This window comes from Ruegeria sp. YKSF131, from assembly GCF_059612645.1.
On record NZ_JBXWQZ010000038.1, the window covers coordinates 1 to 26,782 of the forward strand.

Below are 26,782 nucleotides of genomic sequence, written 5' to 3' on the forward strand. Positions count from 1 at the left end.
GACCCTGACACCCGTCGAGCTGTTGCGGCAAAACGCTCCGGCCACCCGTCCCATAATCGCCCTCAGCGAAGGCAACGACCCCCGCATCACCAAAGGAGCCCTCAACGCGCATCAGGCCAATCTGGCCGATATCATTCTGGTTGGCCCGCACGCCGAAGTCGAAGCGTCCCTGAAAGAACAGGGGGCTGCTGCCTCTCACGGCGTTGAGATCCATGACCCTGTGACTTCGGACCTGACCGAAGAATTTGCCCAGACCTTTTTCGAACTGCGCCAGCATAAAGGCGTCGACCGGGTCAAAGCCCGTGCTGCCGTTGAAACACCCCCCGTCTATGCCGCCATGCTGGTGCGCAGCGGACGCGCCACCGGCACCGTAGGAGGGGCCGTTCACACGACCGGCGAAATCGTCCGTGCAGCCATCCAAGTGATTGGCATGGCCCCCGATGCAGGAATGGTGTCGTCCTTTTTCCTGATGTACCCGCCGGAAAACGCTCAGCCCGGGGCGCGGGCGATGCTCTATTCCGATTGCGGGCTGGTCATCAATCCGACCGCGGGCGAGCTGAGCAAGATTGCCATGGCATCCGCCACATCGGCCCGGACGCTGCTGCAGGTCGATCCAAAGATCGCGATGCTCAGCTTTTCCACGAAGGGCAGCGCCAAGCATCCGGACGTGGAAAAGGTGATCGAGGCTACAGAAATGCTGCGCCAGGCCGCGCCAGACCTGAACGTCGACGGTGAACTGCAATTCGACGCCGCCTTTGTACCTTCGGTTGGTGAGCGTAAATCACCGGGTTCGTCTGTCGCCGGGCAGGCCAACGTGATGATCTTTCCCAATCTTGATGCTGGCAATATCGGCTACAAAATCACCCAAAGACTGGGGGGCTACACCGCCATCGGACCGGTCTTACAGGGGCTGGCCAAACCCGCCAACGACCTGTCCCGCGGATGCAGCGCCGAGGATGTGACCCAGATGATCGCCGTGACCGCATTACAGGCAAATAGACTGTAACACTTAATTTTCGCACCGCTCCCGGAACGATGTTCTAAAATACCGAGGAAACTGACAAAATCCTCCTGACATAACCAACTGGACCCGCAAATGACCCATCAGCAGCCGATCCTTGATACGTCACCGAAAGTCTCGGACGAAATCCGCAGGACCACCTGCTACATGTGCGCCTGCCGATGCGGCATCAACGTTCACATGAAAGACGGCAAGGTTGCTTATATCGAAGGCAATCGCGACCACCCGGTGAACAAGGGCGTCTTGTGTGCCAAGGGGTCCGCCGGGATCATGCAGGTCAACGCCCCTTCGCGCCTGCGCAAGCCACTGAAACGGGTCGGCCCGCGTGGCTCGGGTGAATTTGAGGAGATCGGCTGGGACGAAGCGCTGGAACTGGCTGTCAGCTGGCTGGAGCCAATCCGTAAAGACAACCCGGAAAAGCTGGCCTTTTTCACCGGCCGGGACCAAAGTCAGAGTTTTACCAGCTTCTGGGCGCAAAATTTCGGAACCTGCAACTATGCGGCGCATGGCGGCTTCTGTTCGGTCAACATGGCCGCGGGCGGCATCTATACGATGGGCGGCGCGTTCTGGGAATTCGGCCAGCCTGATTGGGACCATACCAAGCTGTTCATGTTGTTTGGCGTGGCCGAAGACCACGACTCCAACCCGATCAAAATGGGTATTGGCAAGATCAAAGCGCGCGGCGCACGTGTAATCGGCGTCAACCCCATCCGCAGCGGATACAATGCCGTCGCCGATGATTGGGTCGGCATCACACCGGGAACTGACGGGCTGTTCATCCTGTCATTGATCCATGTACTGATGAAAGCCGGAAAGATCGATCTCGACTATCTGAGCCGCTACACCAATGCCCCGGTTTTGGTGGACGCGTCCGAAGGCGCCGGAAACGGCCTGTTCCTGCGCGACGATGACGGAAAGCCCCTGGTCATCGACCGGAATACAGGCAAGCTGACGGCCTTCGACACGCCTGGCGTTCGCCCGGATTTGTCAGCGATCTACGAAAACGACGGTGTCGTTCATCGCCCTGTGTTTCACTTGATGGCGGAAAAATACCTGTCTGAGGAACACGCGCCCGAAGCTGTTGCCGAAAAATGCGGTATTCCCGCCAAGCGCATTCGCGCGATTGCTGCGGAACTGGCGCGCGTCGCCTTTGACGAGGCGTTCGAGCTGGATCACGAATGGACCGATTTCCGGGGCGAGAAACACACCAAGATGATTGGCCGCCCTGTTGCGATGCACTCGATGCGCGGCGTTTCGGCTCATGCCAATGGTTTCCAGACCTGCCGCGCGCTGCATGTGCTGCAGATCATCCTTGGCACGGTCGAGGTTCCCGGCGGCTTCCGCTTCAAGCCCCCCTACCCCAAACCGATCGAGGCGCACCCGACACCGCATTGCAAGGTGACGCCCAACTCGCCCCTGGATGGCCCGCATCTGGGTTTCGTCCGCGGCCCGGAACACCTTGCGCTGAAGAAAGATGGCAGCCCCGCACGGATCGACAAGGCTTTCACCTGGGAAAACCCGATGTCCAGCCACGGGCTGATGCATATGGTGATCTCGAACGCACATGCGGGCGACCCGTACAAGATCGATACGCTGTTCATGTACATGGCAAACATGTCGTGGAACTCGACCATGAACACCAAGGGTGTCATCGAGATGCTGACGGACAAGGGTGAAAACGGCGATTACGTGATCCCGCGCATCATCTATTCGGACGCCTATTCTTCCGAGATGGTGGCCTACGCGGACCTCGTCCTTCCGGATACAACCTACCTCGAACGCCACGACTGTATCTCGCTGCTGGATCGCCCGATTTGCGAGGCGGATGCGGCCGCTGACGCAATCCGCTGGCCTGTGATCGAACCGGACCGTGACGTGCGCGGGTTTCAGTCAGTATTGATCGATCTCGCAAACCGTATGAAACTTCCGGGCTTCACCCATGAAGACGGCTGCGCAAAATGGGTCGATTACGCCGACTATATCGTCAATCACGAACGCAAGCCGGGTATTGGCCCACTAGCCGGGTTCCGTGGCGAAAATGCCGACAAGGAAGGGCGCGGAGAAGTCAACCCGGATCAGTTGAACCGCTATATAGAGAACGGCGGCTTCTACGTGGCGCATATCCCGCAAGGCGCGGATTACTACAAACCATGGAATGCGGCCTATCAGGAATGGGCCGTGGGCATGGGGCTCTATGACAGCCCGCAGCCATACCTATTCCAACTCTACTCCGAGCCGATGCGCAAGTTTCAGCTGGCAGCCGAAGGCCATGGCGACCGACAGCCGCCTGATCATCTGCGCCAGCGGATCAAAGACACGATGGACCCACTTCCAATCTGGTACGAAACAGACCAGCAGGGCAACGACGGCTTCACTGTCAACGCGCTGACCCAGCGCCCGATGGCGATGTATCACAGCTGGGGCACGCAAAACGCCTGGCTGCGGCAGTTGCACGGGCGAAACCCGCTCTATGTTCCGACCAAGCTGATGCACAAGCACGGCCTGAGCGACGGAGATTGGGCCAAAATCACATCCCCTCATGGTGAGATTACCGTCCCTGTGATGGAAATGGCCGCCCTGAACGAAAACACCGTCTGGACATGGAACGCCATCGGCAAACGCAAAGGCGCCTGGGCCCTGCAGCATGACGCGCCCGAGGCCACTAAGGGCTTTTTGCTCAACCACCTGATCCACGAATTATTGCCGCCAAAAGGCGACGGGCTACGCTGGGCCAACTCCGACCCCATTACTGGTCAGGCCGCATGGTTTGACCTGAAAGTCAAAATCGAAAAGGCCGACGCGCCCGCCGATGCTCAGAGCCAGCCTCATTTTGACCCGATCAAATCACCGGTAGGAGCTGGCCCTGCGAATTTGGCGTGGAAGGTGGGCGAATGACCCGGACCCGCTCTTCATCTGGCCACAAATATCCCGGGGGTGAATTGAGCCGCAGGCTCAAGAGGGGGCTGGCCCCCTCACCCGTCCTCAACAGCACAGGTATCCTGACATGACCCAGCTACCGAACTCCACCGAGCGCAAGATGGGTCTGGTGATCGACCTGGACACCTGCGTTGGGTGCCATGCCTGCGTGATTTCCTGCAAGGGCTGGAACACGGAAAATTACGGCGCGCCGCTGTCCGATCAGGATGCCTATGGCGCCAACCCGTCGGGCACTTTCCTGAACCGCGTGCATTCCTACGAGGTGCAACCGGCGGAAGGGCACGCGCAACTGATCCATTTCCCGAAATCCTGCCTGCACTGCGAAGACGCGCCCTGTGTTACCGTCTGCCCAACCGGGGCCAGTTACAAGCGGGTCGAGGATGGCATCGTGCTGGTCAATGAAAGCGACTGCATCGGGTGTGGCCTGTGTGCCTGGTCCTGCCCCTATGGCGCGCGTGAACTGGATAAGGCCGAGGGGGTGATGAAGAAATGCACCCTCTGCGTCGACCGGATTTACAACGAGAACCTGCCCGAGGTGGACCGGATTCCGTCTTGTGTTCGAACCTGTCCGGCGGGCGCGCGGCACTTTGGCGATCTGGGCAATCCGGAGAGCGACGTCAGCAAGCTTGTTGCGGAACGCGGCGGAATGGACCTGATGCCCGAAATGGGCACCAAACCCGTCAACAAATATCTTCCACCGCGCCCGAAAGACACGGTGGAAGATCAGATCGACATCCTGGCCCCGCTGTTGGCACCTGTCGCTGAAGAGCCCAAGGGCTTCCTCGGCTGGCTCGACAAGACGTTGGAGAAACTCTGATGCATCCTGCACCCTCCGTCATCCTCTTCACCACTCTGTCCGGTCTGGGCTTCGGCCTGCTCTTCTTCCTTGGTCTTGGCCTTCCGGCTGTCTCGGGTTGGGTGGCTTTTGTGTTTTTCGCCATCGCTTACGGTCTGGCCGTCGGAGGGCTGATGGCCTCGACCTTCCACCTCGGCCACCCGGAACGGGCCTGGAAGGCTTTTACCCAATGGAAAACCAGCTGGCTTAGCCGTGAGGGCTGGTGTGCCGTGCTCGCCCTGGTCGTCATGGGACTTTATGCGATTGGCGTAGTGTTTCTGGATCGGCATTGGAGCCTGCTGGGTTGGGTCGGAGCGTTGATGTCACTGGCGACCGTGTTCACGACATCGATGATCTACACGCAACTCAAGACCATCCCGCGCTGGAATATGAACCTGACCCCCGCCATGTTCCTGAGCTTCAGCCTGGCGGGTGGTGCGTTGCTGGCGGGCCAGACACGTGTTGCTATTCCGCTTCTGCTGATCGCCGCTTTGGTTCAATTCTTGTATTGGAAGAAAGGCGACATAGCGCTGGAGGCATCCGGAACGGATCTGGGCACGGCGACAGGTTTGGGTAACCGGGGCACAGTCAGAGCGTTCGAACCACCGCATACCGGTACCAACTATCTGCTGCGTGAGTTTGTTCATGTGGTCGGGCGCAAACATGCACAGAAATTGCGGCTGATCTCGTTTGTATTGGCCTTTGTCCTGCCGGTTCTGTTGCTGGTCCTGCCATTCAACCATTTACTGGCCTTGCTGGCGGTGGCATCGCATCTGGCGGGTGTCGCGACCTCGCGCTGGTTGTTCTTTGCGCAGGCTGAACATGTCGTGGGGCTTTATTACGGCAAACGTTGAGGGGGCTCTGCCCCCGCCGCGGCACACCGCGACTCCCCTGGGATATTTTTGGCCAGATGAAGTCTGGATCCTGAAAAAGAAAAAGGCGGCGCTCGGTAGTCGAGGCCGCCTTTTCCGGTTTCTGAAGACCGGGTCAGATGAGGCCCGTGTGTGCTATTGCTGCTTCAATCGCGGCCTTTGTGCTGTCTTCCAGCTCGGTCAGAGGCGATCGGACTTCAGTGCTGCAGAGACCCAGTTTGCTGAGCGCGTATTTGGCGCCGACCAACCCGGGTTCGATAAAGATCGCTTCGTGCAGCGGCATCAGCTTGTCCTGGTATTCCAGTGCCTTTGCATAATCGCCCGACAATGTGGCCTGCTGGAATTCGGCGCAGAGTCTGGGGGCCACGTTTGCGGTAACTGAAATGCATCCGACACCGCCATGGGCATTGAAACCCAGTGCCGTGGCGTCTTCACCGGACAGTTGGCAGAAGTCCTTGCCACAGATCGCACGCTGCTGGCTGACGCGCGCCAGATCGCCCGTCGCATCCTTGACCCCGACAATACGCGGCAACCGGGCCAATTCGCCCATGGTGGCGGGGGTCATGTCGATGACCGATCGCCCGGGAATGTTGTAGATGATGATCGGAATATCCGCAGCCTCGTGCAGGGCTTGGAAATGCGCGATCAGGCCGCGTTGAGTCGGTTTGTTGTAGTAAGGCGTGACAACCAGCGCCGCATCGGCCCCAACTTTTTCGGCGAACTGAACGAACCGGACGGCTTCGACCGTGTTGTTCGACCCGGCACCGGCAATAACCGGAACACGGCCAGCAGCCGTTTTGACCACTTCTTCGATGACCGTTTCGTGTTCGTCATGGCTGAGCGTCGGGCTTTCGCCGGTGGTTCCAACGGGCACCAGCCCGGTCGAGCCTTCGGAGATCTGCCATTCGACCAGATGTTTAAGCGTCTTCAGGTCCAACTCGCCGTTGTTGAACGGAGTGACGAGAGCTGGCATCGAGCCTTTGAACATGACACGCTCCTTAAGGTGCACATTGCGGTTTTTGCGCCTCGGCCTCTCACGTTTCCAGCTTTGTGAGTTGATCCCGCCGGCGCAGGGTTTATCCTCACAGGCTCTATCCTCGGTTGGTTGGGAAATGCAAGGGATGACACGCTTTCTGGCACTGTTGACTGGTGTGATTCTATACGCAGTGACGACACCGCAAGCCGCACGCGCGGATGCGGCCGGTGATTTGCGCGCCGGGCTGTATGAAATGCGCAAGGGCGACTGGAACGCGGCACTGCGCGTATCGGGCCAGCGCGGCTCGGTCCCGCGCGATGTCATTGTCTGGCACTGGCTGCGTGAGGGGTTTGGCAGCTCGGGCGATGTGCTGGTGTTTCTCGAACGCCGCCCGGATTGGCCCGGGCTGGATTGGCTGCGCCGCAAGAGTGAGCCGGTCTTTACCGGGGCCGATCCCGACAGGGTTCTGAAGTTTTACGCTGGCTTGACTCCTCAGACTGCTGAAGGCGCGCTGAACTATGCGGTGGCCCTTAAGGCCAAAGGGCGCATTGGCGAGGCGGAAGCCGACATCGTGACAGCCTGGCGTACCATGCCGATGGGGTCGGGGTTGCAAAAGGACTATCTGGAGAATTTTGCCAAACTGCTGAAGCCACACCATGCCGCGCGGCTGGACCGGATGCTGTGGGATGGCCATTTGGTCAGCGCAGAACAGATGCTGCCCCTGGTCAGCACGGATGAGCGCAAGCTGGCCGAAGCGCGAATCGCGTTGCAGAAACGCCAGCCAGGCGTAGACGGCAAGGTGGCGGCGGTACCGAAGTCGCTGGCAGATGCGCCGGGGCTGGCATTCGACCGTTTTGTCTGGCGGGACAAGAAAGAACTGGATGACAGCGCCGTCGACCTGATGCTGGCACGGTCAACCGGACCGGAGGCTCTGGGCGAGCCTGACAAATGGGCCGAGGGACGCCGCCGTCTGGCCCGGCTCGAGATGCGATCGGGGCGAGCGGCGCGCGCTTATGACGTGGCGGCCAAGCACCATATGACCCCCGAAATGGGATATTCCTATGCGGATCTCGAGTGGCTGGCCGGGTTTCTGGCCCTGCGCAAACTGAATGACCCTGCCACAGCCGTGCGGCACTTCCAGAATTTTTCGAATGCCGTGCAATCGCCGATCTCGAAAGGGCGCGGCGGCTATTGGCTGGGGCGAGCTTACGCCGAGCTTGGGGAAGCAGACAAAGCCTATGAGGCCTATGCGATGGGCGCGGATCATCAGACCTCTTTTTATGGTCTGCTTGCGGCGGAACGGATCGGACGGCCATTTGACAAGGAACTGGCCAATCCGCGTCGCGCGCCGCACTGGCGTCAGGCTGAGTTCGCCGAATCCAGCGTCCTGGAAGCCGGGCTGCTGTTGCTGAAGGCCGGGGAAGACAACTTGTCCGAGAGGTTCCTGACCCATCTTGTCGAAGGTCTTGACCCTGTGCAGGCCAACCAGTTGGGCGACCTTGCAATTGAACTTAAGCAGCCGCATCTGGCTGTGATGATCGCCAAGCGGGCTGCGACCACGGGCACCATTTTGCCTGCGGCCTACTACCCGGTTCATCCGGTGGCCGACATGCGTCTGCCAATGGCCAAGGAAATGACGCTGGCCATCGCACGGCGCGAAAGCGAATTTGATCCGGTTGTCGTCAGCGGCGCGGGTGCGCGCGGCCTGATGCAGGTGATGCCCGCAACGGCCAAGCTGGTGGCCGGAGAGCTGGGGATACTCAGCGGCCATCAGACCGGTCGGTTGACGTCGGACTGGCAATACAACGCCAAGCTTGGCGCCAACTATCTTTCGGGCCTTGCGACCGAGTTCAACGGGAATGTCGTCATGATGGCGGCGGGTTACAATGCTGGTCCAAAGCGCCCGATCTCGTGGATGGAACGCTATGGTGATCCACGCACCGGCGAGGTGGATATCGTAGACTGGATCGAGACCATTCCGTTCGATGAGACGCGCAACTATGTGATGCGCGTGACCGAAAGCTTGCCGGTCTACCGCGCCCGACTGGGGCAGCCCGCCCTGCCGGTTCCGTTTTCGCAGGAACTGATCGGATCATCGCTGGCGGCGTTCGCGCCATAAGGTAAAAAGCCCTGCGGCTACAACAATCGCTGCGCCCGCGACAACTTCAGGGCGCAGTGTTTCACCAAAGATCGAAATCCCCAGAATCGCGCTCCAGACCAGGTGAAAATAGGCAAAGGGTTGGACGGCGCTGGCTTCGGCCATCTCATAACATTTGATCAGCAGCCAGTGCCCCGTTGCCCCGCTGACGCACAGCAACGCCATCCAGAGCCAGTCGCTGCGGGCCATTGGCTCCCAGAACCACATTCCAAACAGAGTCATGGCGACGGCGCCAACGACGCCGGTCCAGAAAAAGCTGGTGGCCGTGCTATCCTGACGTGCGACATAGCGCGTCAGCAGGCCATAGATCGCAAACAAAAACGCCGAGATCAGCGGTATGACGGCCCAAGGATCAAAGACACCAACGCCCGGCTGCAGAATGATCAGAACACCAATGCAACCAACGCCGATCGCGACCCAGCGCCGCCATCCGACCTTTTCGTCCAGAACCGGACCGCTCAGCGCCGCGACAAGCAGGGGATAGCTTATGAAAACGGCCATACTGTCGATCAGACCGAGCACTGTGAAACCAAATACGGCGACGCAGATCTCGGTGGCCAGCAGCAGGCCCCGCAGGATCTGAAGACCCATCTGGTTCGTCTGCATGGCCGCCTTTAACCCGCCTGAGGATCGCGCCGCCAACGCAATGACAAAGGCCGCGAAGAACCAATAGCGGATCATCACCACCATGTAGGTGTTATAGGTTCCGGCCAAATGGCGTGAGATACCGTCCTGCAAGGCAAAGACAATCGTCGCGCCCACCATCAGGGCGATACCCGCACCTGCATTGTTTTTCTGCGTCATGCCTTGAGCGCCCGCGTCATGTGCCTCTTTCGGCCATAACCGGATGTACGGGTGACGGTGAAACCGGCATCCTGAAGCCCGCGTCGAACAAACCCGGCGGCCGTATATGTGGCTGCGGTACCATCGGTGGCTGTATGCGCCGCCACTTGCTGCATCAGATCTGCCCCCCACAATTCTGGGTTCTTGGCAGGAGAGAACCCGTCGAGGAACCAGGCGTTGGCCAGGCCAGTCCATTGCGGCAGGCTGTTGCGCGCATCGCCGATGATCACTTCGCATTGAAGGGTTTCAAGACTGCACGCGCGACCTGTCCAATGGGCCAGAAACCGGCTGCACCACGGGTGCAACTCGGGGAAGGCCTCAAGCGCGTGACGCATATCATCCGTGGCCATGGGAAAGGCTTCGAAACTGGTGAACCGAAGCGGCCCTGTTTGGCCGGATTTCTCCCATTCAGACCAGACCGTCAGCAGGTTCAGACCGGTGCCAAAGCCCAGCTCGGCAATATGAAACCCCGGCGCAAAACGTTCTGGCAGATCATTACCTGCAAGAAACACATGGCGCGTCTCTTCCAGCCCGTTCTGCAACGAGTAATAGGGATCGTCGAAACGGTCCGAGACCGGTATCTGATCCTCGGTCCACGTCAATTCGGCATGCTGGTCTGCCATCGGGGAATCCTGTAGCTAAGCGGCGCGACACTGAACAAGGAAAAGGGAATTGGCAATGATCGATGTGACGGTTCGCGGGGCAGGAATTTTCGGCCTGTCCATCGCCTGGACCTGCGCCCGTCGGGGCGCGAAGGTGCAGGTCGTCGATCCTTTTGGGCCGGGCTCCGGGTCCAGCGGCGGTCTGGTGGGGGCCTTGGCCCCGCACGTGCCTGAAAACTGGAATGCTAAGAAAGCTTTCCAATTCGACAGCCTGATCATGGCCGAACCCTTTTGGCATCAGGTCGAGGGTACCGGCGGCGTTTCTCCCGGCTACGGGCGGCTGGGCCGTCTTCAACCCATTCCTGACGCCCGCAGTCTGGATCTGGCCCGGCAACGCGAAGGTTCAGCCGATCAGCTTTGGCAGGGGCGGGCAGAATGGCGGGTGATCAGCACATCGCAGGCCGGATCGTGGTGCCCGCCCAGCCCCACCGGCTTTGTCATCCGCGATACGCTGACGGCGCGCATGCATCCCCGGCGGGCCTGCGCCGCTCTGGTTGCAGCCCTTGAGGTCATGGGTGTCCACGTTGTCAGTAGCGCTGATGATAAAGGGCAGGTTGTCCACGCCACGGGCCTAGCCGGATTACTTGAACTGAACGACGCCTACGGAAAGACCGTCGGAAACGGTGTCAAAGGTCAGGCCGCCCTGTTGCGCTTTGACGCGGGAGAGGTGCCACAGCTTTTCGCGGATGCGGTCCATATCGTGCCACATGCGGACGGAACGCTTGCAATCGGATCAACGTCTGAACGGGACTATGACGACCCAACCAGCACAGACAGTGCATTGGACGATATCATAGACCGGGCCACGCGCGCGCTGCCGCTTTTGCACGGGGCCGAGGTGATCGAACGTTGGGCCGGGGTGCGTCCCCGCAGCAAAAGCCGCGCCCCGGTGTTAGGCCTGCATCCGTTGCATCAGGGTCAGTTCATCGCCAATGGCGGTTTCAAGATCGGCTTTGGCATGGCTCCGAAAGTGGCCGATGTTATGGCCGATCTGATGCTGGAGGACAGGGATTCGATCCCCGATGACTTCCGCCCCGGAGCCTCACTGTGATAGGGCCACAGCTTTCATGCATTGCCGCCCATCCGGGCCGCGCACCCACATGTCCTGACCGTTCCGGCACAGCTGGGCAGTCTCGAAATGCATCAACGGCGAGGTCGCACGGAAAGAAAACGACTTGAGTGGTCCGCCAAGATCAACTGCAAACAGCATCAGAAGCTGCGCCAGAAGTGGCCCGTGCACAACCAGCCCTGCATATCCTTCCACATCGCGCGCATAGTCCAGATCGTAGTGAATGCGATGGCCGTTGAAGGTCAGCGCTGAGTAGCGAAACAGCAGGGTGGTATCGAACGCAACCGCGTGGATATCCGTTTCATCCGTGCGTGAACGAGGCGGCGTTTGAGTTATTGCATCCGGCGTGGGGTCTTCACGATAAACAAGGTCCTGCCATTCTGTCAGACAAAGTTGGCCACCTTGCCGTATCTCATGCCGCAACGTGACAAAACCCAACGGTCCGGAGCGCCCTGTTTTTGCGCTTTGGTTTTCAAGAACCGATGTCCTGTCAGCAGGGATACCCGCGATCAGCGGTGCATGAAATTCCAATTGCCCACCGGCCCACATTCTGCGGGGCAATCCCATATCCGGGATCAGGCCACCCACCTTGGGATGCCCATCCCGCCCCAGCGCAGCAGGCGGTTGCGGCGCCCAGAAATAGAGCTGATGGAAGAATGGCGGCAGAGCTGAGCCTTTGGCAATTGTTGGCTCAGAGCCCAACGCAACCTGAAACGAAGCGGCACGGGCCGGGTCAAGGATATCGCTTTGACTTTGTTCCAACATATGCGCAGTCCAAGCTCAGAAACCGGCCTCGACCCTGAGTTTCTGCATCAGCATGTGCAGTGACTTTTCATACCGTTCGGACAGCAACTTTCCCTGTTCGTCGAATTCATTCGAACTGTCAGCGAGGTGGATTTCCGGACCCTGCAAGATGCGGGGCTGAAAGGGCACCATGCAAGCGCGCAGGATCATCTGCGCCCTTTCCCCACCAGCGCGGCCACCCGCCGCCGACATCACGGCAACCGGCTTGCCCGCCCATGGATTGCCTTTCGTCCGGCTGACCCAGTCCAGCGCGTTTTTCAGAACGCCCGAAGGCCCTTTGTTGTATTCGGGCGTCGAGATGATCACCGCATCCGCCTGCCCGATCTGGTCGGCCAGCATCTGAACAGATGCCGGTATCCCTACGGCATCCTCCAGATCGCCATCATAAAGCGGCAGGTTCAGGTCTGCTTCGGCATAGCTGACAGGGTCGAACAACCGGGCCGCTTCGCGCAGCAGCTTGCGGTTCGTCGCGTCCTTGCGCAGGGAGCCGGACAGGCCAAGCAGGGTCGGTTGAGACATCAGGGACAACTCCGTTTCAGTGTTTCCCAATAGTTAGACCGAGATTGACCCCGACCAAACCCCCATTGACGCACACTCATTGCGCAACAGCGGCCGGGCCAGACCGGTCCTGCGTTTCAGGATCACGCGTTTCCGCTGGGGACCACAACAATCTCAACCCGCCGGTTTTGCGCTTTTCCTTGCGGCGTTAGGTTGGACGCGACCGGGTTGTTTTCACCCTGACCGTAGGTTCTGATACGGCTGTAGCTGACACCATTGGCTTGCAGGATATCCGCGACCGCGTTTGCGCGACGCTCGGACAATCCCTGATTATAAGACGCGTCGCCGTCGCTGTCGGTATGACCAATGATCTGCACGTTCGAGTTGGGATAGTTGACAAGGTTCTGGCCCACTTTCACCAGATCCGCCCGCAGCGCCGGGCGCACGGTCGAGCTGTCCGTGTCAAACGTAATGTCATTCGGGACGGTCACGATCAGCCGGTCACCCGCATTGACGATTGTAATCCCGTCATTTGCCAGTTGCTGACGCAATTCCGCAGCCTGCTTGTCCAACTGGTTGCCGATCAGACCGCCACCCGTGGCACCAATGGCGGCACCGGCCAGCGCCCCAAGACCCGGGTTCGAGTTATTGGCAATCGCGCCGACACCCGCGCCGATAAGGCCACCCAGAACCGCACCCTGCTTCGTATTTTTGTTGGGGTCGTTCTGAACGGTCAGGGTGCCCGGATCGGTACAGGCCGTCACCGCCATGATTGAACACAGGCCTGTCGCCAGAAAAAACTTTGAAATCGTCATGATATCACCTTCTGCTCCGGTACCCGTTCTTCGGGCTTGATCCATTTCACCCAGTATATCACTGCGCTTGCTCACAGGCTCAAGCAACAATGCGGTGAAATAGGCGAATACCCGCCAAAGGCCATTCATACCGGTTCCGCAAAGGTGCCCGCGTGCTGTTGTTCCTGCCAGAGATCACGCAAAGATTTACCCTGTCCCAGAAATCCTTCGTCAGTGTATTCACTGGACCAGATGCGATCGGTTCTGAAATGGCGAAAGCCGTTTCGCATTTCGCACCACCCTGCCAGCAACGTGCATTCGATATGATAGATCAGCGCCAGCGGGCGCACCACGCGGATGGTTTGTTCGCCTTCACCATCTACGTAAGTGATGCGAATTTTCCGTTCTGCCCGAATAGCTTCGCGATAATGCGAAACAGAAACACATCCCTTCTCGGGATCATCCGCCGGAGCCCCCCAGGGTGAAACCTGCAACCAATCGGTCGGGCTATGCAGTGCATCGATCTTCCGACAGATTCGACTTGCAGCGCGCTGCAAGTGGCTGTCGCCGGTGCGCGCCAGAAGAGACAGGCCAACCCACAGAGCCTCAACCTCTTCGGCGTCAAAATTCAGCGGCGGCAAATCGTAACCACGCCGCATCATGTAGCCGACACCGGCCTCACCTTCGATGGGTGTTCGCTGGGCCTGCAATTCGGCAATGTCACGATAGACGGTGCGCATGGACACCTCCAGCCGGGCAGCCAGCGCTTCTGCCGTGACCGGCGCACCTGCGGCCCGCAGAATCTGGATGATTTCAAACAAACGGGTCGAACGGCGCATCGCATTCTCCTGACACTCTGCTGACACCCTAGCACACCCCACTGACAACATGCTGTCAGCAGTGACGCGCGATAATGGGTGGATATCACACAAGGAGCCAAGAAATGCCGCACTTCGACAACCACGTCATGATGACACTGAAGCTTGGTCAATGGTCACAGGATCACACACTGCGTGCCTTCGAGATTGAACGTGAGCTCGCGCAGGAGCGCCATTGCCGCCAGCCGGTTTCGACGAAACGAACAAGACGCATTTCGCTGGGCAACCTGAAGATGCTGTGGGCCGGAATTGTCTGAGATCAGAAATCGGGCTGGGCGCGAAATTTCATCGAGTGCCCGCCCTCGGGATGCTTCAGGCGCAGTTCTTCGGAATGCAGCATCAATCTGGGAAATTCCCTTGCCGCACCTGTTGCATAGAACGGATCGCCCAGAATCGGGTGACCCAATGCCTGCATATGAACGCGCAACTGATGAGACCGCCCGGTTTTGGGAAACAAACGTAGGCGAGAGGTCTCGCCCTCATGTTTCACGACGCGCCAATCGGTGACAGCAGGTTTACCCGTATCATGACACACCATTTGTCTGGGTCGGTTAGGCCAGTCCACGATCAACGGCAGGTCAACGGTGCCGGTCTTTGCCTCCATCCGCCCCCAGACACGGGCAATATAGGTTTTCCGGGTCTGCCGCTTCTCGAACTGCATACTCAGATGCCGCTGCGCATGGGGTGTTTGGGCAAAAACCATGACACCTGATGTGTCCCGGTCCAGTCGATGCACAAGCAACGCCTGAGGGAAAGCTGCCTGCACGCGTGTCAGAAGGCAATCAGCCAGATGCTCGCCCCGCCCCGGCACGGAAAGCAGACCTGACGGTTTGTTCACCACAATCAGCTGCGCATCTTCGTGCAGCACGTCCAGCGCGGTTTGCGGGGGGGCATAGGTTTCGCTCATGCGGGCCTGCCTATCTCAGCACGCACCTTCCCGCAACGTCGTCCTTGCGCGCCCGATCATGTTCGGTGAACTTCTGCGCAGGAGGACAGGACATGCACCCCACAATTGAACGACTGCAAGAGGTTGTCGCCAAGGGCGATGAGGCGCAGATCCACGATCTGCTGGCCGAAGATGTGCAGTTCCTGCCACCAACCTATTACAGCACCTGGACCGGGCGCGCACCTGTGGCTGCCGTTCTTGGTCATGTCGGGCAGGTCTTTTCCGACTTCCGGTATCGCAGGATCATGGGCGCTGGCAACGATTGGGCACTGGAGTTTCAATGCAAGATTGGAGATCTGGACGGCATTGGCGTTGACCTCATTACGCTGAACGAGGATGGTTTGATCCAAATCTTCGAAGTGGCCATGCGCCCCTACAAAACAGTCGGCGCATTACGCGAGGCGATGATGGCGCGCGTGATGACTGACGCTCGTTTTCTGGAATTCAAAAACGCCCTGACGTGACTTGATGATGCGCACTCTGATAGCACCCGACCAGGTTTTACGTGTGCCCTTGTTGCCCATTCTGGCCGCGCAAGCCCTTTTGTTGCGCCGCAATGCCCGACTTTTGCCGGAGCCGACTGGCCCGCGAGCGGGCCGAACAGGGCGTGGCCCCCGCCTGCGTCTGCTGATCACCGGCGACAGCTCGGCGGCCGGAGTGGGCGCGGGAACTCAGGCGCAGGCCTTGTCGGGGCAGCTTGTGGACCGGCTGACCAGACATCATACGGTTGAATGGCAACTTGAGGCCACCACAGGGCACACGACGCTGGACACAATTGACCGCCTGAGGCGCATAAAGGGCGAATTCGATGCGGTGGTCACCGCTTTGGGGGTGAATGACGTCACCCGCGCCGTCTCTTGCCGCACATTTGCGGATCGTCAGGCGCAGCTTATCAACATCCTGACAAAAGACCTGGGGGCGCGTCGCATTATCATCACCGGCGTTCCGCAAATGAACAGGTTTCCGGCCCTGCCACACCCATTGGCCTGGGTGCTTGGCCGTCAGGCTGCGCGGCTGGATAACGCGTTGCAACAGGTTGTTTCCGTCCATTCACACGTGCAACATCTAAGGCTTGATCTGCCCGACGACCCGGCCCTGGCGGCACCGGACGGGTATCACCCAAGCCCCCGGGCCTATGCGCTGTGGGCAGACGCTGCAGCACGCCTGTTGCTTTAGGCCTGAGCCCGCGCCTGCCGGATCATCGGGATCGAGTAAATGACCAAAGCCACCCAGATCAGGGGGAATGCGATCATGCGTCCGGTGTCGATTTTCTCACCAAACAGAGTGATGGCTGTAATGAAAATCATAGTCGGCGCAATGTACTGCAGGATGCCCATGGTCGACAGGCGCACCAGCTTGGCCCCGTTCGCATAGACCAGCAATGGAACCGCCGTGACGATACCGGCGCAGGACAACAGTAGGGTATCAGACATCGCGACCCCAAAATGGCCTGTGCCTTGCACGCCCAGCCAGGTGACATAAGCCAAGGCCGGGATCAAAAGGATCAGGACCTCAAGCAGAAAGCCCTGGTTGGGACCAATTGGAAGGGATCTCTTGAAGAACGCATAGAAACCCCAGCTGACCATCAAACTCAGCGCCGCCCAGGGAAGCCGCCCTGCCTCAAGCACAAGCACAAGAACGCCCAGCGCGGCAAGCCCCACCGCAAACAATTGGGTCCGAGTCAAGGGCTCACGCAGCAGAATTGCGCCCAACGCAATACTGAAAAGCGGGTTGATGTAATACCCAAGCGCCGCTTCCAGCGCGTGCCCCGTCGAGATCGCCCAAACATAAATCGCCCAGTTCACGGAAATCAGCGCCGCCGTCAAAGCCGCCATGGCCAGCATCCGGGGATTGCCCAGTGCAGCTTTCAAGTCCCGGGTACGCCCCAGCGCGACCAGAAGCAAACCTGCAACCGGAACAGACCAGATAACCCGATGCGCCACCACCTCAACCGGTCCAATGTGATCCATCGCCTTCATATAAAGCGGCAGAAATCCCCACAGGACATACGCCGTGATAGCCAAAGCCAGACCTTTGGGCGTGTCCGCATTCTGTGGTGGTAAAGGCGTGTCTGTCACGAATGTTCTCCGGTTGATACCGGTTTCGTTTACGGCAGAACTGAACGGATTGAAAACTCTGAAAACAGTGAAGTGTCACATAACGATTTGTGATAAGTTAGCTGACCGCAGCTGTTGCCGCCAAAATGCGAGGCTCTGCCTCGCGCTCCAGGATATTTAGAGCCAGGTGAAGCAAGGGATCCGCACTTCATCTGGCCCAAAATATCCCGGGGGAGTCGCCCGGCACGGGCGGCGGGGGCAGAGCCCCCAGCCCTGTCTGTCAGACCTTCACCCGTTCGGATTTCGGGTCATACATCGGTTTAAGCGATGCTTCGGCTTTGACCTTCACGCCGCAAACATCGATCTCATAGGTTGAACCCAGAACGTCTGCGGCCTTTTCACCTTCGCACGGTACATAGCCCATTCCGATGGCACCGCCGAGGCTGTGACCGTAGTTGCCGGAACTCAGGTAGCCGACATATTCGCCATCACGCACGATCGGCTCGTTGTGGAACAACAGCGGTTCAGGGTCGGTCAGACGGAACTGTACCAGACGGCTTTTGGGGCCGCTTTCTTTTCGTGCAATCACCGCCTCACGCCCGATAAAATCACAACCTTTGTCCACCTTGACGGCAAAGCCAAGACCAGCATCAACCACGTGATCCTCACAGGTGATATCATGGCCGAAATGGCGGAATCCCTTTTCGATCCGGCAGCTGTCCATCATGTGCATACCACACAGCTTCAGCCCCATGTCCTGACCGGCCTCATGCAGCGTCTCGAAGACGTGGCCCGCCATGTCCGAGGAAACATAGATTTCCCACCCAAGCTCACCCACATAGGTCACACGATGAGCGCGGGCGAGGCCCATGCCGATCTCAATTTCCTGCGCGGTGCCAAAGGGGTTGTTCGCGTTTGTGAAATCGTTGGGCGAGACTTTTTCCAGCAGAGCCCGAGCGTTTGGCCCCATGACAGCGAGAACGCCTTCACCCGCTGTGACATCCGTAATGACCACGTTGAAATTCCCGACATGGCGCATCATCCATGTCTGATCCGCCAAGCGCGTGGCTGCGGGGGTCACGACCAGATAGGTAGTTTCGGTCAGGCGGGTCACGGTGACGTCCGCTTCGATCCCGCCCGTGCGGTTCAAAAACTGCGTATAGACGATCTTGCCGACAGGGACCGAGTAGTCTCCCCCGCCGATGTAGTTCATGAACTTTTCAGCGTCAGGGCCTTCCACGCGAATCTTGCCGAAGGAAGACATGTCATACATGCCCACATTCTCGCGCACGGCTCTGTGCTCGGCAGCGGAATTCTCGAACCAGTTCTGGCGTTTCCAGCTGTACCGGTATTCGCGCTCCTGCCCTTCATTCGCGTACCAATTGGCGCGTTCCCAACCTGCGAGTTCGCCAAAAACGGCGCCTTGTTCTTTCAGGTGATGGTGGAACGGGGTTCGGCGCACACCACGCGCGGTGGCTTTCTGGCGATAGGGATAGTGATCGGCGTAGAGCAGTCCCAACGTTTCCTTTGAGCGTTCAAAAAGGTACTTCTTATTGCCCTGAAACGGCTGCATCCGACCGATATCCACGTCGCCCAGATCAAAGGGCTTTTCACCGGTATCCATCCACTCGGCCAGCGACATGCCCGCGCCACCGGCGGACTGGATACCGATCGAGTTGAACCCGGCCGCGACCCAGACATTGTCCATCTCGGGTGCCAGACCCAGGTGATAGGCGTCGTCGGGAGTAAAGGATTCAGGGCCGTTGAAGAAGGTGTGAATACCCGCCTCGGACAGCATTGGCATCCGGTTGCAGGCCGCTTCGAGGATCGGTTCGAAGTGGTCGAAATCCTCGGGCAGTTGGTCGAACTCGAAGCTGTCTGGAATACCGTTCATGGCCCAGGGTTTGGCATTGGGCTCGAATGCGCCCAGCATCATTTTGCCTGCATCTTCCTTGTAGTAGGCGCATTCATCTGGCACCCGCAGAACCGGCATCTGGCTCAACCCTTCAATGGGTTCAGAGACGATGTAGAAATGTTCGCAGGCATGCAGCGGCACATTCACACCGGCCATCTTGCCTATCTCGCGCCCCCACATTCCCGCGCAATTAACAACCATATCGCAGGCGATATGCCCTTGGGACTGCCCGTCATCACTGACCCAGTCGACACCGGTTGCACGCCGTCCGTGCCGGGAAATCCCGGTCACCTTCACCCGTTCCTTGATCATCCCACCGCGTTGACGCGCACCCTTGGCCAACGCCAAGGCAATATTAGCAGGATCCGCCTGGCCATCGGTCGGCAACCAGACGCCACCTGCCACACCGTCGAGGTTGATATGCTCATATCGCTCTTTGACTTCGGTCGGTGACAGCTCTTCGACCGGCACGCCAAAGGCGCGGGCCATTGCCGCATTTCGGTGAAGCTCTTCCAACCGCTCACTGGTCAGGGCGACCGAAACGGATCCAACCTGACGCAGGCCGGTAGCGACACCGGTCTCTTCCTCGAGACCCAGATAGAGCTCTGCGGAATAGCGCGCCAGTTTGGTCATGTTGGAAGACGCGCGCAGTTGCCCGATCAGGCCCGCCGCGTGCCAGGTGGTGCCGCTGGTCAGTTGCTTGCGCTCTAGAAGAACAACATCAGTCCAGCCCTTCTTGGTCAGATGATACGCGACCGAACATCCGATGACGCCGCCACCGATGATGACCACTCGGGCCTTGCTGGGAAGATCAACCATCCTGAAATCTCCGCTGTGTCAGGTTTGGCGTAAACTGCCACGGAAGATCGACAACAAATGCACCAAAAACGTCACAAGATCAGCAGTTTTCACCGATGTGTCGCGGCCCGCTTTTCACGTCGAACGACAAAAGGCGTGACTCCGAAGAAGCTTTTGTAAACAGAGGAAAACCCGTTCGGAAAACCGCAGGCCAATCCGATTTCGCGAACGCTCATAGTGGTGTTCAGAAGCAGGTTATTGGCCTTGGCCAGCCGCATTTCACGATAGAATCCGTTGGGCGTGGTGCCAAAGAAGGTTTTGAACTTACGCTCAAGCGAGCGGTTCGACAGTTGCAGCGAATCGACGATCTGATTGATCGGCAGAGGGTCTTCGATATTGGCCTGCATGAGCTTGATGCACTGATCCAGCTTCACATCTCCGGTCGCCGTCAACTTTACCCCAGAGAATGGCTGCATCGAGGCGAAATCCCGGATGTTTTCATGCAACATGATGTCCGCCACGGTCATTTTTGCGGGCCCCGAGATATGACGGCCGATCACTGCCAGCGCGATATCTGTTGTCGCCTCCATTCCGGCACAGGTCACAACGGCGCCCTGTTCGGTTGCAATCGACAGTTTGGCTTCAAACCGGGCCCCGCGTTCCCGCAGGAACGAGGCATTCTCCCAGTGGGTTGCCAAGTCGTCTGTACCCTGTTCGTCGATATACCGGCTGGCGGCTTCCGCCAGCAGAAACACCTTGGCATCCCGGAAGGTGTAATCCGACACCACCCGCCCCAAAGACAAGTCCGGGTGATCCGGGTCAGAATTGCCGATCACAAAAAGATAATTCGCCTTGGGCTGCGTCTGCACGCGTTCCGTTTGCACCACCGCGTCGCTGCTGCTGGAGATCGGGCCACCTTTGAGCGACCGATAGGCAAAAGTGAACGGCGGCTTCGGACACACACGATTTGCCAACCTGAGAACCTCGACCAATGAGGCCAGTTCAAGCAGCACAAATCCGGGTGCGACCAAAATATCGAAATGTTGCTGTATCGCCTGCGGTGATTCAGAAGCAACTTTCCTCATCGCTGTCACCTTAGACGATCTCATGCCCGGCAGTACGCAACCGCTTGGCCAGCGCTTCGATGTGGTCCGGGCCGATCTCGCAGCATCCACCGACAATCGTGGCCCCCTGATCGACCCAACGCATGACGTGATCCGCATAGGCATCGGGACCAAGATCATGGCGTTGATCCAACGCATCCACTGTCGGCGCGTCCTTTAGAAACTCATCCGAAATATGTGTAAAGCCGTTGGCATAGGCACCATAAGGCTTGTTCATGCCGGACAGGATGTCCAGAGCAGCTGGGATCGCTTCGGGGCGCGAACAATTAATCAGCAGCGCATCAGGTGAAAACTCTGCAACCAAGGGCGCGACATCCCTGAGCGGTTCGCCGGACCTGAGGCGGCTGCCATCTTCGTCATTGACCGTGAATGACAGCCAGACTGGTTTGCCACATCCGGTCGTTCCACGCAGCGCACCCTCGGCCTCCTGCACCGAAGATACTGTCTCGATCAGAAACAGATCGACGCGCGCAGCCATCAAAGCCACAAGTTCAGCAAACTTTCCCGCCGCATCTGCCGGGTCGGGATTCAGGTCGGGTCGGTAAGATGCAAGAAGCGGCCCCAGAGACCCCGCAATCCGCCCCCCGGTCGAAGTACGAGCACGTTCGGCCTGTGTCAGGGCAGTGTCGATAAGGGCGGGCATCTGGTCCTCCATCCCCACTCGCACCAGGCGTGAACGGTGGACGGCATAGGTATTGGTGGTGGCAACCGTGGCACCACGACGGAAGTAGTCGCCATGCACCGCGCCGACCAGATCAGGGTGGTCGATCATCACACGTGTGGACCATAGTGGCGTCGCCCGGTCTCCGCTGCGTTTGACCAATTCCTGTCCGATTGAACCGTCCAACAGAGTGATCTTTGTCATGTCGTAGCTCCTTAAGGCAGCAGCACGAGTTTACCCGGAAGGGTCTTTGCCTGAAAATCAGCCTGTGCGCGGACGATATCCTTCAACGGGTAGGTTCGGGAAACCAGTGGCTTGATCCGTCCGGTATTCATCAACTCCACTAGGCGGCCAAAGACTTCGGGTGCCTGATGCGTGCAGCCGTGAACGGTGATGTCGCGCAAATAGATGTCCCGCAGATCAGCCTCGACAATCGGGCCGGCGATTGCCCCAGAAACCGCGTAGTGCCCGCCGGGTTTTAGAGCAAGGATCAGCGATGCCCATGCGGGCCCGCCAACAACATCTATAACCGCGTCGAACATATCCTGCGGCGGCAGTTCATCCCGGCCGAATGTGCCCAACGCGCCTTGGGATCTGACGACCTCTGCCTTCTCTGCAGCCGTCACACCCCAAACCGATGCTCCGCGCAGCGCCGCAAGCTGCACCGCCGCCAGACCGACGCCGCCTGACGCGCCAGTGATCAGAACTTTTTGCCCAGACGTCACGCCCGCGCGCGTCAGCAGGTTATCGGCAGTACCAAAGGCGCAGGGAATGGCCGCAATTTCAACATCAGACAGGGGCGATGCACTTACGTCGTAAAGATCATTTGCTTCAACCAGACAGTATTGGGCAAAGGCCCCATCAATCTCTGACCCGAGCGCAATAAAGCCCTGAGGGTTGCCGGGGCGCGGACGCGGAAGGTTGATCGGGCACGTCACACGCTGGCCCTTTTTGAACCCCGTGTTTGGCCCGACTTCTTCAACGATCCCGCACAGATCGCCGCCCTGAATGCGGGGAAAGTTCAGTGCGCCGCCCCACCCTCCGGCTTCAATATCCTGATCGACGGCATCCGTCCCGCCGGTGACATCCGATGAATACCAGCCGACCCTTGTGTTGATATCCGTGTTATTGACCCCTGCCGCGGCGACCCGAACAAGCACCTGCCCCGGCCCAGGGGCCGGGACAGGGATATCGTCGCGCCATTCCAGCGCCTCTGGTCCGCCATGGCCGGTCAGATAGACGCCGGACATGGTCGCCAAACGCGTCACGCCCGCAACCGCTCGTTCTCGGGGTCCCAGAGCGGTTGATCCAGCTCTACCACGGCGCGGCATTTCTGACCGTAGATTTCGACCTCAAGCTCAGTTCCGGGATTGGCAAACTCGGCCCGGATCATGCCCAGCGCGATGGATTTGCCAACGCGGTAGCCCCATGCGCCGGATGTGGTTTCGCCGATGATCTCATCGCCTTGCCAGATACAGGACATATACGGCGCGTCGCAATCGCCTGCATCAACGGTCAGGGTGACGAAGGACTTTTTCACGCCTCGCTGCTTTTCGTCCAGGATTGCCGCCTTGCCCGGGAAGTCCTGTGGTTTGTCGAGCTTGACGAACCGTTCCAACCCGCCTTCAAGCAGGGAATAGTCGGTCGACAGATCGCCCTTCCAGGCGCGGTACCCTTTTTCGATCCGCAGCGAGTTCAGCGCATACATTCCAAACGGCTTGGCACCGGCATCGATGATCGCGTCGTAGATTGCAGGCATGTGTTCGTTCAGTGCATGCACCTCCCATCCCAGTTCACCGGCAAAGGAAACGCGGATCAGATAGGCGGGTTGGCCGGCGACGGTGGCGGACTGGTGGGTCAGCCATCCCGAAGTCAGATCGGCGTCGGTCATTGACGACAGGATCTCACGCGATTTCGGGCCAGTCACAATCAGCGTGTCGCGCGTGGTGGTGACATCTTCGATTGAGACCCCGGCAGGCATTGCCTTCATCAGGATATCACGATCATGCCATTGCGCAGTCGCCGCCGTGATCATGATGAACTCTTCTTCACCCAGCCGGATGCAGGACATTTCGGTCAGGATGCGGCCACGGTCGTCCGAGACATAGATGAGGTTCATCCGACCGACCTTTGGCAGCCCGCCGGTTGCAAGGCCGCGCAGAGCTTCGGCAGCGCCGTTACCCTTGACCATGAAGCGCGAGAAGCCCGGCAGGTCCAACACGCCACAATGATCGCGCACAGCTTCGCATTCTTCCTTGATCCGCTGTTCCCACGGACCGGACCGACCCCAGGTGTGGGTCGCCTCGAGCGAGGTGTCATCGCCGGGCTGGGCAAACCAGTTGGCGCGTTCCCAGCCGTTATAGGCGCCCATTACGCCACCCAGCGCCTTGACCCTGTCATGCACGGGTGACAGTTTCTTGTCGCGCGCGGCGGGCCATTCATGGTGCGGGAAGTGCATGGCATATTCGTTGCCATAGACTTCCATGCCTTTCTGGTTGCAATAATCCTGATCGGTGTAATCGGTATAGCGGCGCGGATCGACGGCCCACATATCCCATTCGGTCGCGCCATCAACGACCCATTCGGCCAGAACCTTGCCTGCGCCACCGCCCTGCGCGATGCCGAAGGTGAAAGTATGTGCCTCGAACGCGTTTTTCACACCGGGCATCGGGCCGATCAGCGGCAGCCCGTCAGGCGCATAGGGGATCGGCCCGTTGATAACGCGCCCAACACCCGAGGTTGCCATCAGCGGCACCCGTTCCATCGCATCGGTGACGATATCTTCGATGCGGTCCAGATCGTCATTCCACAGCTGAAAGCTGAAATCGTCAGGCATCGGATCGTCTTCGGTCATCCAGTGGCCCTTGCAGTTGGGCTCGTAAGGACCAAGGTTGAAGCCGTTCTTTTCCTGCCGCAGGTAGTAAGAGACATCCACATCACGCAGCAGCGGCAGCTTGGCACCGCTTTGCTTGGTCCATGCTTCGATCTCGGGGATTTCATCGGTCAGCAGGTACTGGTGGCTCATGACCATTGCCGGAACGGTGCGGCCACCGAAGGGCTTGAACCATTCGCCCACACGCTGCGCATAATACCCGGCTGCGTTCACAACATAGTCACAGGCTATATCGCCTTTGTCCGTGTGCACGGTCCAGGTGCCGTCGTCATGCTGTGTCACGCCAGTCGCCGGGCAGAAACGGATGATCTTCTGCCCCATATCGCGCGCGCCCTTGGCCAGCGCCTGCGTCAGCTGCGCCGGATCGATATCACCATCCGTCGGGTCGTAGAGAACACCTTCAAGATCGTGCGTTTCCAGGAAGGGATAGCGCTCTTTCGCTTCTTCCGGAGTCCACATCTCCATGGGAATCCCCTGATACCGGCCCATCGCCATGGCGCGCTCGAACTCCTGCACACGTTCTTTCGAATGCGCCAGTCGGATCGAACCGGTCTGGTGGTAGTTCATCGGATAATCGACTTCTTCACCCAGACGCGCATACAGCTCGGTCGAATAGCGCTGCATGTTCATGATCGCCCATGAGGTCGAAAAGGTCGGAACGTTCCCTGCCGCATGCCAGGTCGACCCGGCAGTCAGCTCGTTCTTTTCCAGCAGAACACAATCGGTCCAGCCCTTCTTGGCCAGATGATATAGCGAGGAAGCCCCCACCACGCCACCGCCGATAATGACCACGCGGGCTTTTGTTGGAAAATCACTCATGCGTTTTGATCCTTGTTACTGTGCCTCTTGAGGCAGATCGTCCGTGATGTCGTAATAATCGCCCTTGTCAGCCACAAAGATGTGCTTTGAGAGCTTTAAACCCGTGGGAGCATCGAGTGCGCCCATGGAGATCGAAATCGTGTCCTCCTGGTTGTGTTGCCAGAAGAGAAACGAGCCACATTTGCTGCAGAACCCCCGTCGGGCGATGTCAGACGCGCGATACCAGCTTAGCGTGTCGCTGGCCGAGAAACTCAGGTTGTCCTGATGGGTTGAGGTCGAAGCCCAGAAATGGCCCGACTGTCTGCGGCACTGTCCGCAATGGCAGACCGAAGGCAGCGACAGGTCTCCGTCAATCGTGAACGCGACCGAGCCGCAAAGGCAGGATCCCTTGTGCATTTGACTACCCCCTTATTGCGGGTGTGGTGCTGGTTCCCAACAACACACCGTAGATGACAAAACAGACCGCCATGATCCGGCGCACCCAGATATTGAACACGGCGCTCAGCGCTGCCCTGCCCATCAAGGCGCCCAGCGCCGTAAAGCCGGTGTAGCTGAGTGTGGTGATGATCAGCGCGGTAGGCATGATAACCCCCATCTGCTGCCAGACCGGGACCTCGGGCTGAACGAACTGCGAAAACGCGGCCAGGTATCCGGCGACGCTTTTGGGATTGATCGTTGCCACTGCCAGCGCGTGCAGATAGACATGTCGCGCCGGACGCTCGGAGGCTGGTGCGGGTTTTGTTGCATTCATCCATCCGCGAATGCCCAACCAGATCAAAAACCCCGCACCAATCAGCTTGGCGACAAAGAACCCGGTCGGCGATGCGGCGATCAGCGCCGTCACACCCAGCGCAGACAGGATCAGAAAGGCGCTGGCTTGCGTGAGAATTGCCAATACGCCCAGCATTGCCTTTGGGAACGGAAGGCTCATCCCGTTCGAGATGCAATTGACCGCATTTGGGCCCGGCGTGGTTACGAAAACCACCCAGAAAAACGCAAATATGGTCCAGGCTTCGAACGACATCAGTAGACCGGCGGGGCGATGACCCAGATGGCCGCAGCGGGCTCGTCGTAAGGGTTGGCCCATTGATAAGGTTCGTGTCGGATCCGAAAACTGTCACCTGGCCCAACCGTGAACGCGCGCGCCCCGATTGTCAGGTCCAACTTGCCCGAGATCATGTATCCGACTTCCTGTGTCGGACGATTGGCCGGTGTCTGCATC

26 protein-coding genes are annotated in these 26,782 nt (G+C 59.0%); 9 read left to right on the forward strand and 17 right to left on the reverse strand.

Annotation, left to right across the window (positions count from 1 at the left end; all coding sequences use genetic code 11):
- Positions 1-4 precede the first annotated feature (4 nt).
- The 4 genes from pta to AC2FLZ_RS14010 all read left to right on the forward strand — a co-directional run bounded on the left by pta (position 5) and on the right by AC2FLZ_RS14010 (position 5,647).
- Positions 5-1,006, forward strand: coding sequence for a phosphate acetyltransferase (gene pta / locus AC2FLZ_RS13995; RefSeq protein ID WP_496882305.1), 1,002 nt, complete (start codon positions 5-7; stop codon positions 1,004-1,006).
- A gap of 90 nt (positions 1,007-1,096) precedes the next feature.
- Positions 1,097-3,916, forward strand: coding sequence for a molybdopterin oxidoreductase family protein (locus AC2FLZ_RS14000; RefSeq protein ID WP_496809465.1), 2,820 nt, complete (start codon positions 1,097-1,099; stop codon positions 3,914-3,916).
- Positions 3,917-4,025: 109 nt separating this feature from the next.
- A complete protein-coding gene (locus tag AC2FLZ_RS14005; protein ID WP_496809466.1) occupies positions 4,026-4,775 on the forward strand; it encodes a 4Fe-4S dicluster domain-containing protein in 750 nt (249 codons plus the stop codon).
- Positions 4,775-5,647, forward strand: a complete 873-nt coding sequence (locus AC2FLZ_RS14010; RefSeq protein WP_496882299.1) for a dimethyl sulfoxide reductase anchor subunit family protein — start codon at positions 4,775-4,777, stop codon at positions 5,645-5,647. Before AC2FLZ_RS14005 ends, AC2FLZ_RS14010 begins: the two co-directional genes overlap by 1 nt.
- A 133-nt stretch (positions 5,648-5,780) precedes the next feature.
- Here the strand turns inward: AC2FLZ_RS14010 and dapA are convergent, their stop codons facing one another.
- Positions 5,781-6,653, reverse strand: a complete 873-nt coding sequence (dapA, locus tag AC2FLZ_RS14015; RefSeq protein WP_496809468.1) for a 4-hydroxy-tetrahydrodipicolinate synthase — start codon at positions 6,651-6,653, stop codon at positions 5,781-5,783.
- A gap of 133 nt (positions 6,654-6,786) precedes the next feature.
- Here dapA and AC2FLZ_RS14020 point away from each other — a divergent pair, with 133 nt between their 5' ends.
- A complete protein-coding gene (locus AC2FLZ_RS14020) occupies positions 6,787-8,760 on the forward strand; it encodes a lytic transglycosylase domain-containing protein (RefSeq protein WP_480474110.1) in 1,974 nt (657 codons plus the stop codon).
- On the opposite strand, the gene AC2FLZ_RS14025 is transcribed toward AC2FLZ_RS14020, so the two are convergent.
- Together AC2FLZ_RS14025 and mnmC2 are read right to left on the reverse strand one after the other, a co-directional pair.
- Positions 8,734-9,603: a DMT family transporter gene (locus AC2FLZ_RS14025; RefSeq protein ID WP_496715712.1), complete on the reverse strand. Its 870-nt coding sequence runs from the start codon at positions 9,601-9,603 to the stop codon at positions 8,734-8,736. The two genes, AC2FLZ_RS14020 and AC2FLZ_RS14025, sit on opposite strands and share 27 nt — an antisense overlap.
- Entirely contained in the window at positions 9,600-10,265 is a 666-nt protein-coding gene (mnmC2, locus tag AC2FLZ_RS14030; RefSeq protein WP_480517800.1) for a tRNA (5-methylaminomethyl-2-thiouridine)(34)-methyltransferase MnmC2, read from the reverse strand. Before mnmC2 ends, AC2FLZ_RS14025 begins: the two co-directional genes overlap by 4 nt.
- Positions 10,266-10,320: 55 nt before the next feature.
- On the opposite strand from mnmC2, the gene AC2FLZ_RS14035 reads away from it, so the two are divergent.
- Positions 10,321-11,355, forward strand: coding sequence for an NAD(P)/FAD-dependent oxidoreductase (locus AC2FLZ_RS14035; RefSeq protein ID WP_496882300.1), 1,035 nt, complete (start codon positions 10,321-10,323; stop codon positions 11,353-11,355).
- Here the strand turns inward: AC2FLZ_RS14035 and AC2FLZ_RS14040 are convergent.
- The 4 genes from AC2FLZ_RS14040 to AC2FLZ_RS14055 all read right to left on the reverse strand — a co-directional run bounded on the left by AC2FLZ_RS14040 (position 11,347) and on the right by AC2FLZ_RS14055 (position 14,308).
- Entirely contained in the window at positions 11,347-12,138 is a 792-nt protein-coding gene (locus tag AC2FLZ_RS14040; protein WP_480474114.1) for an HTD2 family dehydratase, read from the reverse strand. The genes AC2FLZ_RS14035 and AC2FLZ_RS14040 overlap by 9 nt on opposite strands.
- Positions 12,139-12,153: 15 nt before the next feature.
- Positions 12,154-12,696, reverse strand: a complete 543-nt coding sequence (locus AC2FLZ_RS14045) for an NADPH-dependent FMN reductase (protein ID WP_496809471.1) — start codon at positions 12,694-12,696, stop codon at positions 12,154-12,156.
- 122 nt (positions 12,697-12,818) lie between these two features.
- Positions 12,819-13,490, reverse strand: coding sequence for a YiaD family glycine zipper/OmpA-like lipoprotein (locus AC2FLZ_RS14050; protein WP_209505259.1), 672 nt, complete (start codon positions 13,488-13,490; stop codon positions 12,819-12,821).
- 125 nt (positions 13,491-13,615) lie between these two features.
- Positions 13,616-14,308: a helix-turn-helix transcriptional regulator gene (locus AC2FLZ_RS14055; RefSeq protein ID WP_480555054.1), complete on the reverse strand. Its 693-nt coding sequence runs from the start codon at positions 14,306-14,308 to the stop codon at positions 13,616-13,618.
- A 104-nt stretch (positions 14,309-14,412) separates the two neighbouring features.
- Here AC2FLZ_RS14055 and AC2FLZ_RS14060 point away from each other — a divergent pair, with 104 nt between their 5' ends.
- A complete protein-coding gene (locus tag AC2FLZ_RS14060) occupies positions 14,413-14,604 on the forward strand; it encodes a hypothetical protein (RefSeq protein ID WP_496882301.1) in 192 nt (63 codons plus the stop codon).
- Between the two features lie 2 nt (positions 14,605-14,606).
- Here AC2FLZ_RS14060 and AC2FLZ_RS14065 read toward each other — a convergent pair whose 3' ends face one another.
- A complete protein-coding gene (locus AC2FLZ_RS14065) occupies positions 14,607-15,254 on the reverse strand; it encodes an RluA family pseudouridine synthase (protein ID WP_496882302.1) in 648 nt (215 codons plus the stop codon).
- 92 nt (positions 15,255-15,346) lie between these two features.
- On the opposite strand from AC2FLZ_RS14065, the gene AC2FLZ_RS14070 reads away from it, so the two are divergent.
- Together AC2FLZ_RS14070 and AC2FLZ_RS14075 are read left to right on the forward strand one after the other, a co-directional pair.
- On the forward strand, positions 15,347-15,757 hold the full coding sequence (locus AC2FLZ_RS14070) for a nuclear transport factor 2 family protein (protein WP_480622522.1): 411 nt from the start codon (positions 15,347-15,349) through the stop codon (positions 15,755-15,757).
- Between the two features lie 7 nt (positions 15,758-15,764).
- Positions 15,765-16,469, forward strand: coding sequence for an SGNH/GDSL hydrolase family protein (locus tag AC2FLZ_RS14075; RefSeq protein WP_496882303.1), 705 nt, complete (start codon positions 15,765-15,767; stop codon positions 16,467-16,469).
- Here the strand turns inward: AC2FLZ_RS14075 and rarD are convergent.
- The 9 genes from rarD to AC2FLZ_RS14120 all read right to left on the reverse strand — a co-directional run.
- Positions 16,466-17,371, reverse strand: coding sequence for an EamA family transporter RarD (gene rarD / locus AC2FLZ_RS14080; RefSeq protein ID WP_496809472.1), 906 nt, complete (start codon positions 17,369-17,371; stop codon positions 16,466-16,468). The genes AC2FLZ_RS14075 and rarD overlap by 4 nt on opposite strands.
- Positions 17,372-17,630: 259 nt before the next feature.
- Complete coding sequence (locus AC2FLZ_RS14085) at positions 17,631-20,084, reverse strand: GcvT family protein (protein ID WP_496715717.1); 2,454 nt, start codon at positions 20,082-20,084, stop codon at positions 17,631-17,633.
- 89 nt (positions 20,085-20,173) lie between these two features.
- A complete protein-coding gene (locus AC2FLZ_RS14090; protein ID WP_480606243.1) occupies positions 20,174-21,148 on the reverse strand; it encodes a GlxA family transcriptional regulator in 975 nt (324 codons plus the stop codon).
- 10 nt (positions 21,149-21,158) lie between these two features.
- Positions 21,159-22,052 (reverse strand): homocysteine S-methyltransferase family protein, encoded by an 894-nt coding sequence (locus tag AC2FLZ_RS14095; protein ID WP_480606246.1) that lies wholly within the window; start codon positions 22,050-22,052, stop codon positions 21,159-21,161.
- A gap of 11 nt (positions 22,053-22,063) precedes the next feature.
- On the reverse strand, positions 22,064-23,098 hold the full coding sequence (locus AC2FLZ_RS14100) for an alcohol dehydrogenase catalytic domain-containing protein (RefSeq protein ID WP_496809473.1): 1,035 nt from the start codon (positions 23,096-23,098) through the stop codon (positions 22,064-22,066).
- Between the two features lie 14 nt (positions 23,099-23,112).
- Positions 23,113-25,560 (reverse strand): GcvT family protein, encoded by a 2,448-nt coding sequence (locus tag AC2FLZ_RS14105; protein ID WP_496715719.1) that lies wholly within the window; start codon positions 25,558-25,560, stop codon positions 23,113-23,115.
- A gap of 15 nt (positions 25,561-25,575) precedes the next feature.
- Positions 25,576-25,956: a GFA family protein gene (locus AC2FLZ_RS14110; protein ID WP_480474125.1), complete on the reverse strand. Its 381-nt coding sequence runs from the start codon at positions 25,954-25,956 to the stop codon at positions 25,576-25,578.
- A 4-nt stretch (positions 25,957-25,960) separates the two neighbouring features.
- On the reverse strand, positions 25,961-26,584 hold the full coding sequence (locus AC2FLZ_RS14115) for a LysE family translocator (RefSeq protein ID WP_496715720.1): 624 nt from the start codon (positions 26,582-26,584) through the stop codon (positions 25,961-25,963).
- Positions 26,584-26,782, reverse strand: a 199-nt coding sequence (locus AC2FLZ_RS14120) for a cupin domain-containing protein (RefSeq protein WP_496882304.1), incomplete at its 5' end; no start/stop codon positions are given. The genes AC2FLZ_RS14115 and AC2FLZ_RS14120, both read right to left, overlap by 1 nt.

Coding starts and splice junctions, on each gene's coding strand:
- AC2FLZ_RS14000 (WP_496809465.1), top strand. CDS start 1,097: ATGACCCATCAGCAGCCGATCCTTGATACGTCACCGAAAGTCTCGGAC.
- AC2FLZ_RS14005 (WP_496809466.1), top strand. CDS start 4,026: ATGACCCAGCTACCGAACTCCACCGAGCGCAAGATGGGTCTGGTGATC.
- AC2FLZ_RS14010 (WP_496882299.1), top strand. CDS start 4,775: ATGCATCCTGCACCCTCCGTCATCCTCTTCACCACTCTGTCCGGTCTG.
- dapA (WP_496809468.1), bottom strand. CDS start 6,653: ATGTTCAAAGGCTCGATGCCAGCTCTCGTCACTCCGTTCAACAACGGC.
- AC2FLZ_RS14020 (WP_480474110.1), top strand. CDS start 6,787: ATGACACGCTTTCTGGCACTGTTGACTGGTGTGATTCTATACGCAGTG.
- AC2FLZ_RS14025 (WP_496715712.1), bottom strand. CDS start 9,603: ATGACGCAGAAAAACAATGCAGGTGCGGGTATCGCCCTGATGGTGGGC.
- mnmC2 (WP_480517800.1), bottom strand. CDS start 10,265: ATGGCAGACCAGCATGCCGAATTGACGTGGACCGAGGATCAGATACCG.
- AC2FLZ_RS14035 (WP_496882300.1), top strand. CDS start 10,321: ATGATCGATGTGACGGTTCGCGGGGCAGGAATTTTCGGCCTGTCCATC.
- AC2FLZ_RS14040 (WP_480474114.1), bottom strand. CDS start 12,138: ATGTTGGAACAAAGTCAAAGCGATATCCTTGACCCGGCCCGTGCCGCT.
- AC2FLZ_RS14045 (WP_496809471.1), bottom strand. CDS start 12,696: ATGTCTCAACCGACCCTGCTTGGCCTGTCCGGCTCCCTGCGCAAGGAC.
- AC2FLZ_RS14050 (WP_209505259.1), bottom strand. CDS start 13,490: ATGACGATTTCAAAGTTTTTTCTGGCGACAGGCCTGTGTTCAATCATG.
- AC2FLZ_RS14055 (WP_480555054.1), bottom strand. CDS start 14,308: ATGCGCCGTTCGACCCGTTTGTTTGAAATCATCCAGATTCTGCGGGCC.
- AC2FLZ_RS14060 (WP_496882301.1), top strand. CDS start 14,413: ATGCCGCACTTCGACAACCACGTCATGATGACACTGAAGCTTGGTCAA.
- AC2FLZ_RS14065 (WP_496882302.1), bottom strand. CDS start 15,254: ATGAGCGAAACCTATGCCCCCCCGCAAACCGCGCTGGACGTGCTGCAC.
- AC2FLZ_RS14070 (WP_480622522.1), top strand. CDS start 15,347: ATGCACCCCACAATTGAACGACTGCAAGAGGTTGTCGCCAAGGGCGAT.
- AC2FLZ_RS14075 (WP_496882303.1), top strand. CDS start 15,765: ATGCGCACTCTGATAGCACCCGACCAGGTTTTACGTGTGCCCTTGTTG.
- AC2FLZ_RS14085 (WP_496715717.1), bottom strand. CDS start 20,084: ATGGTTGATCTTCCCAGCAAGGCCCGAGTGGTCATCATCGGTGGCGGC.
- AC2FLZ_RS14090 (WP_480606243.1), bottom strand. CDS start 21,148: ATGAGGAAAGTTGCTTCTGAATCACCGCAGGCGATACAGCAACATTTC.
- AC2FLZ_RS14095 (WP_480606246.1), bottom strand. CDS start 22,052: ATGACAAAGATCACTCTGTTGGACGGTTCAATCGGACAGGAATTGGTC.
- AC2FLZ_RS14100 (WP_496809473.1), bottom strand. CDS start 23,098: ATGTCCGGCGTCTATCTGACCGGCCATGGCGGACCAGAGGCGCTGGAA.
- AC2FLZ_RS14105 (WP_496715719.1), bottom strand. CDS start 25,560: ATGAGTGATTTTCCAACAAAAGCCCGCGTGGTCATTATCGGCGGTGGC.
- AC2FLZ_RS14110 (WP_480474125.1), bottom strand. CDS start 25,956: ATGCACAAGGGATCCTGCCTTTGCGGCTCGGTCGCGTTCACGATTGAC.
- AC2FLZ_RS14115 (WP_496715720.1), bottom strand. CDS start 26,584: ATGTCGTTCGAAGCCTGGACCATATTTGCGTTTTTCTGGGTGGTTTTC.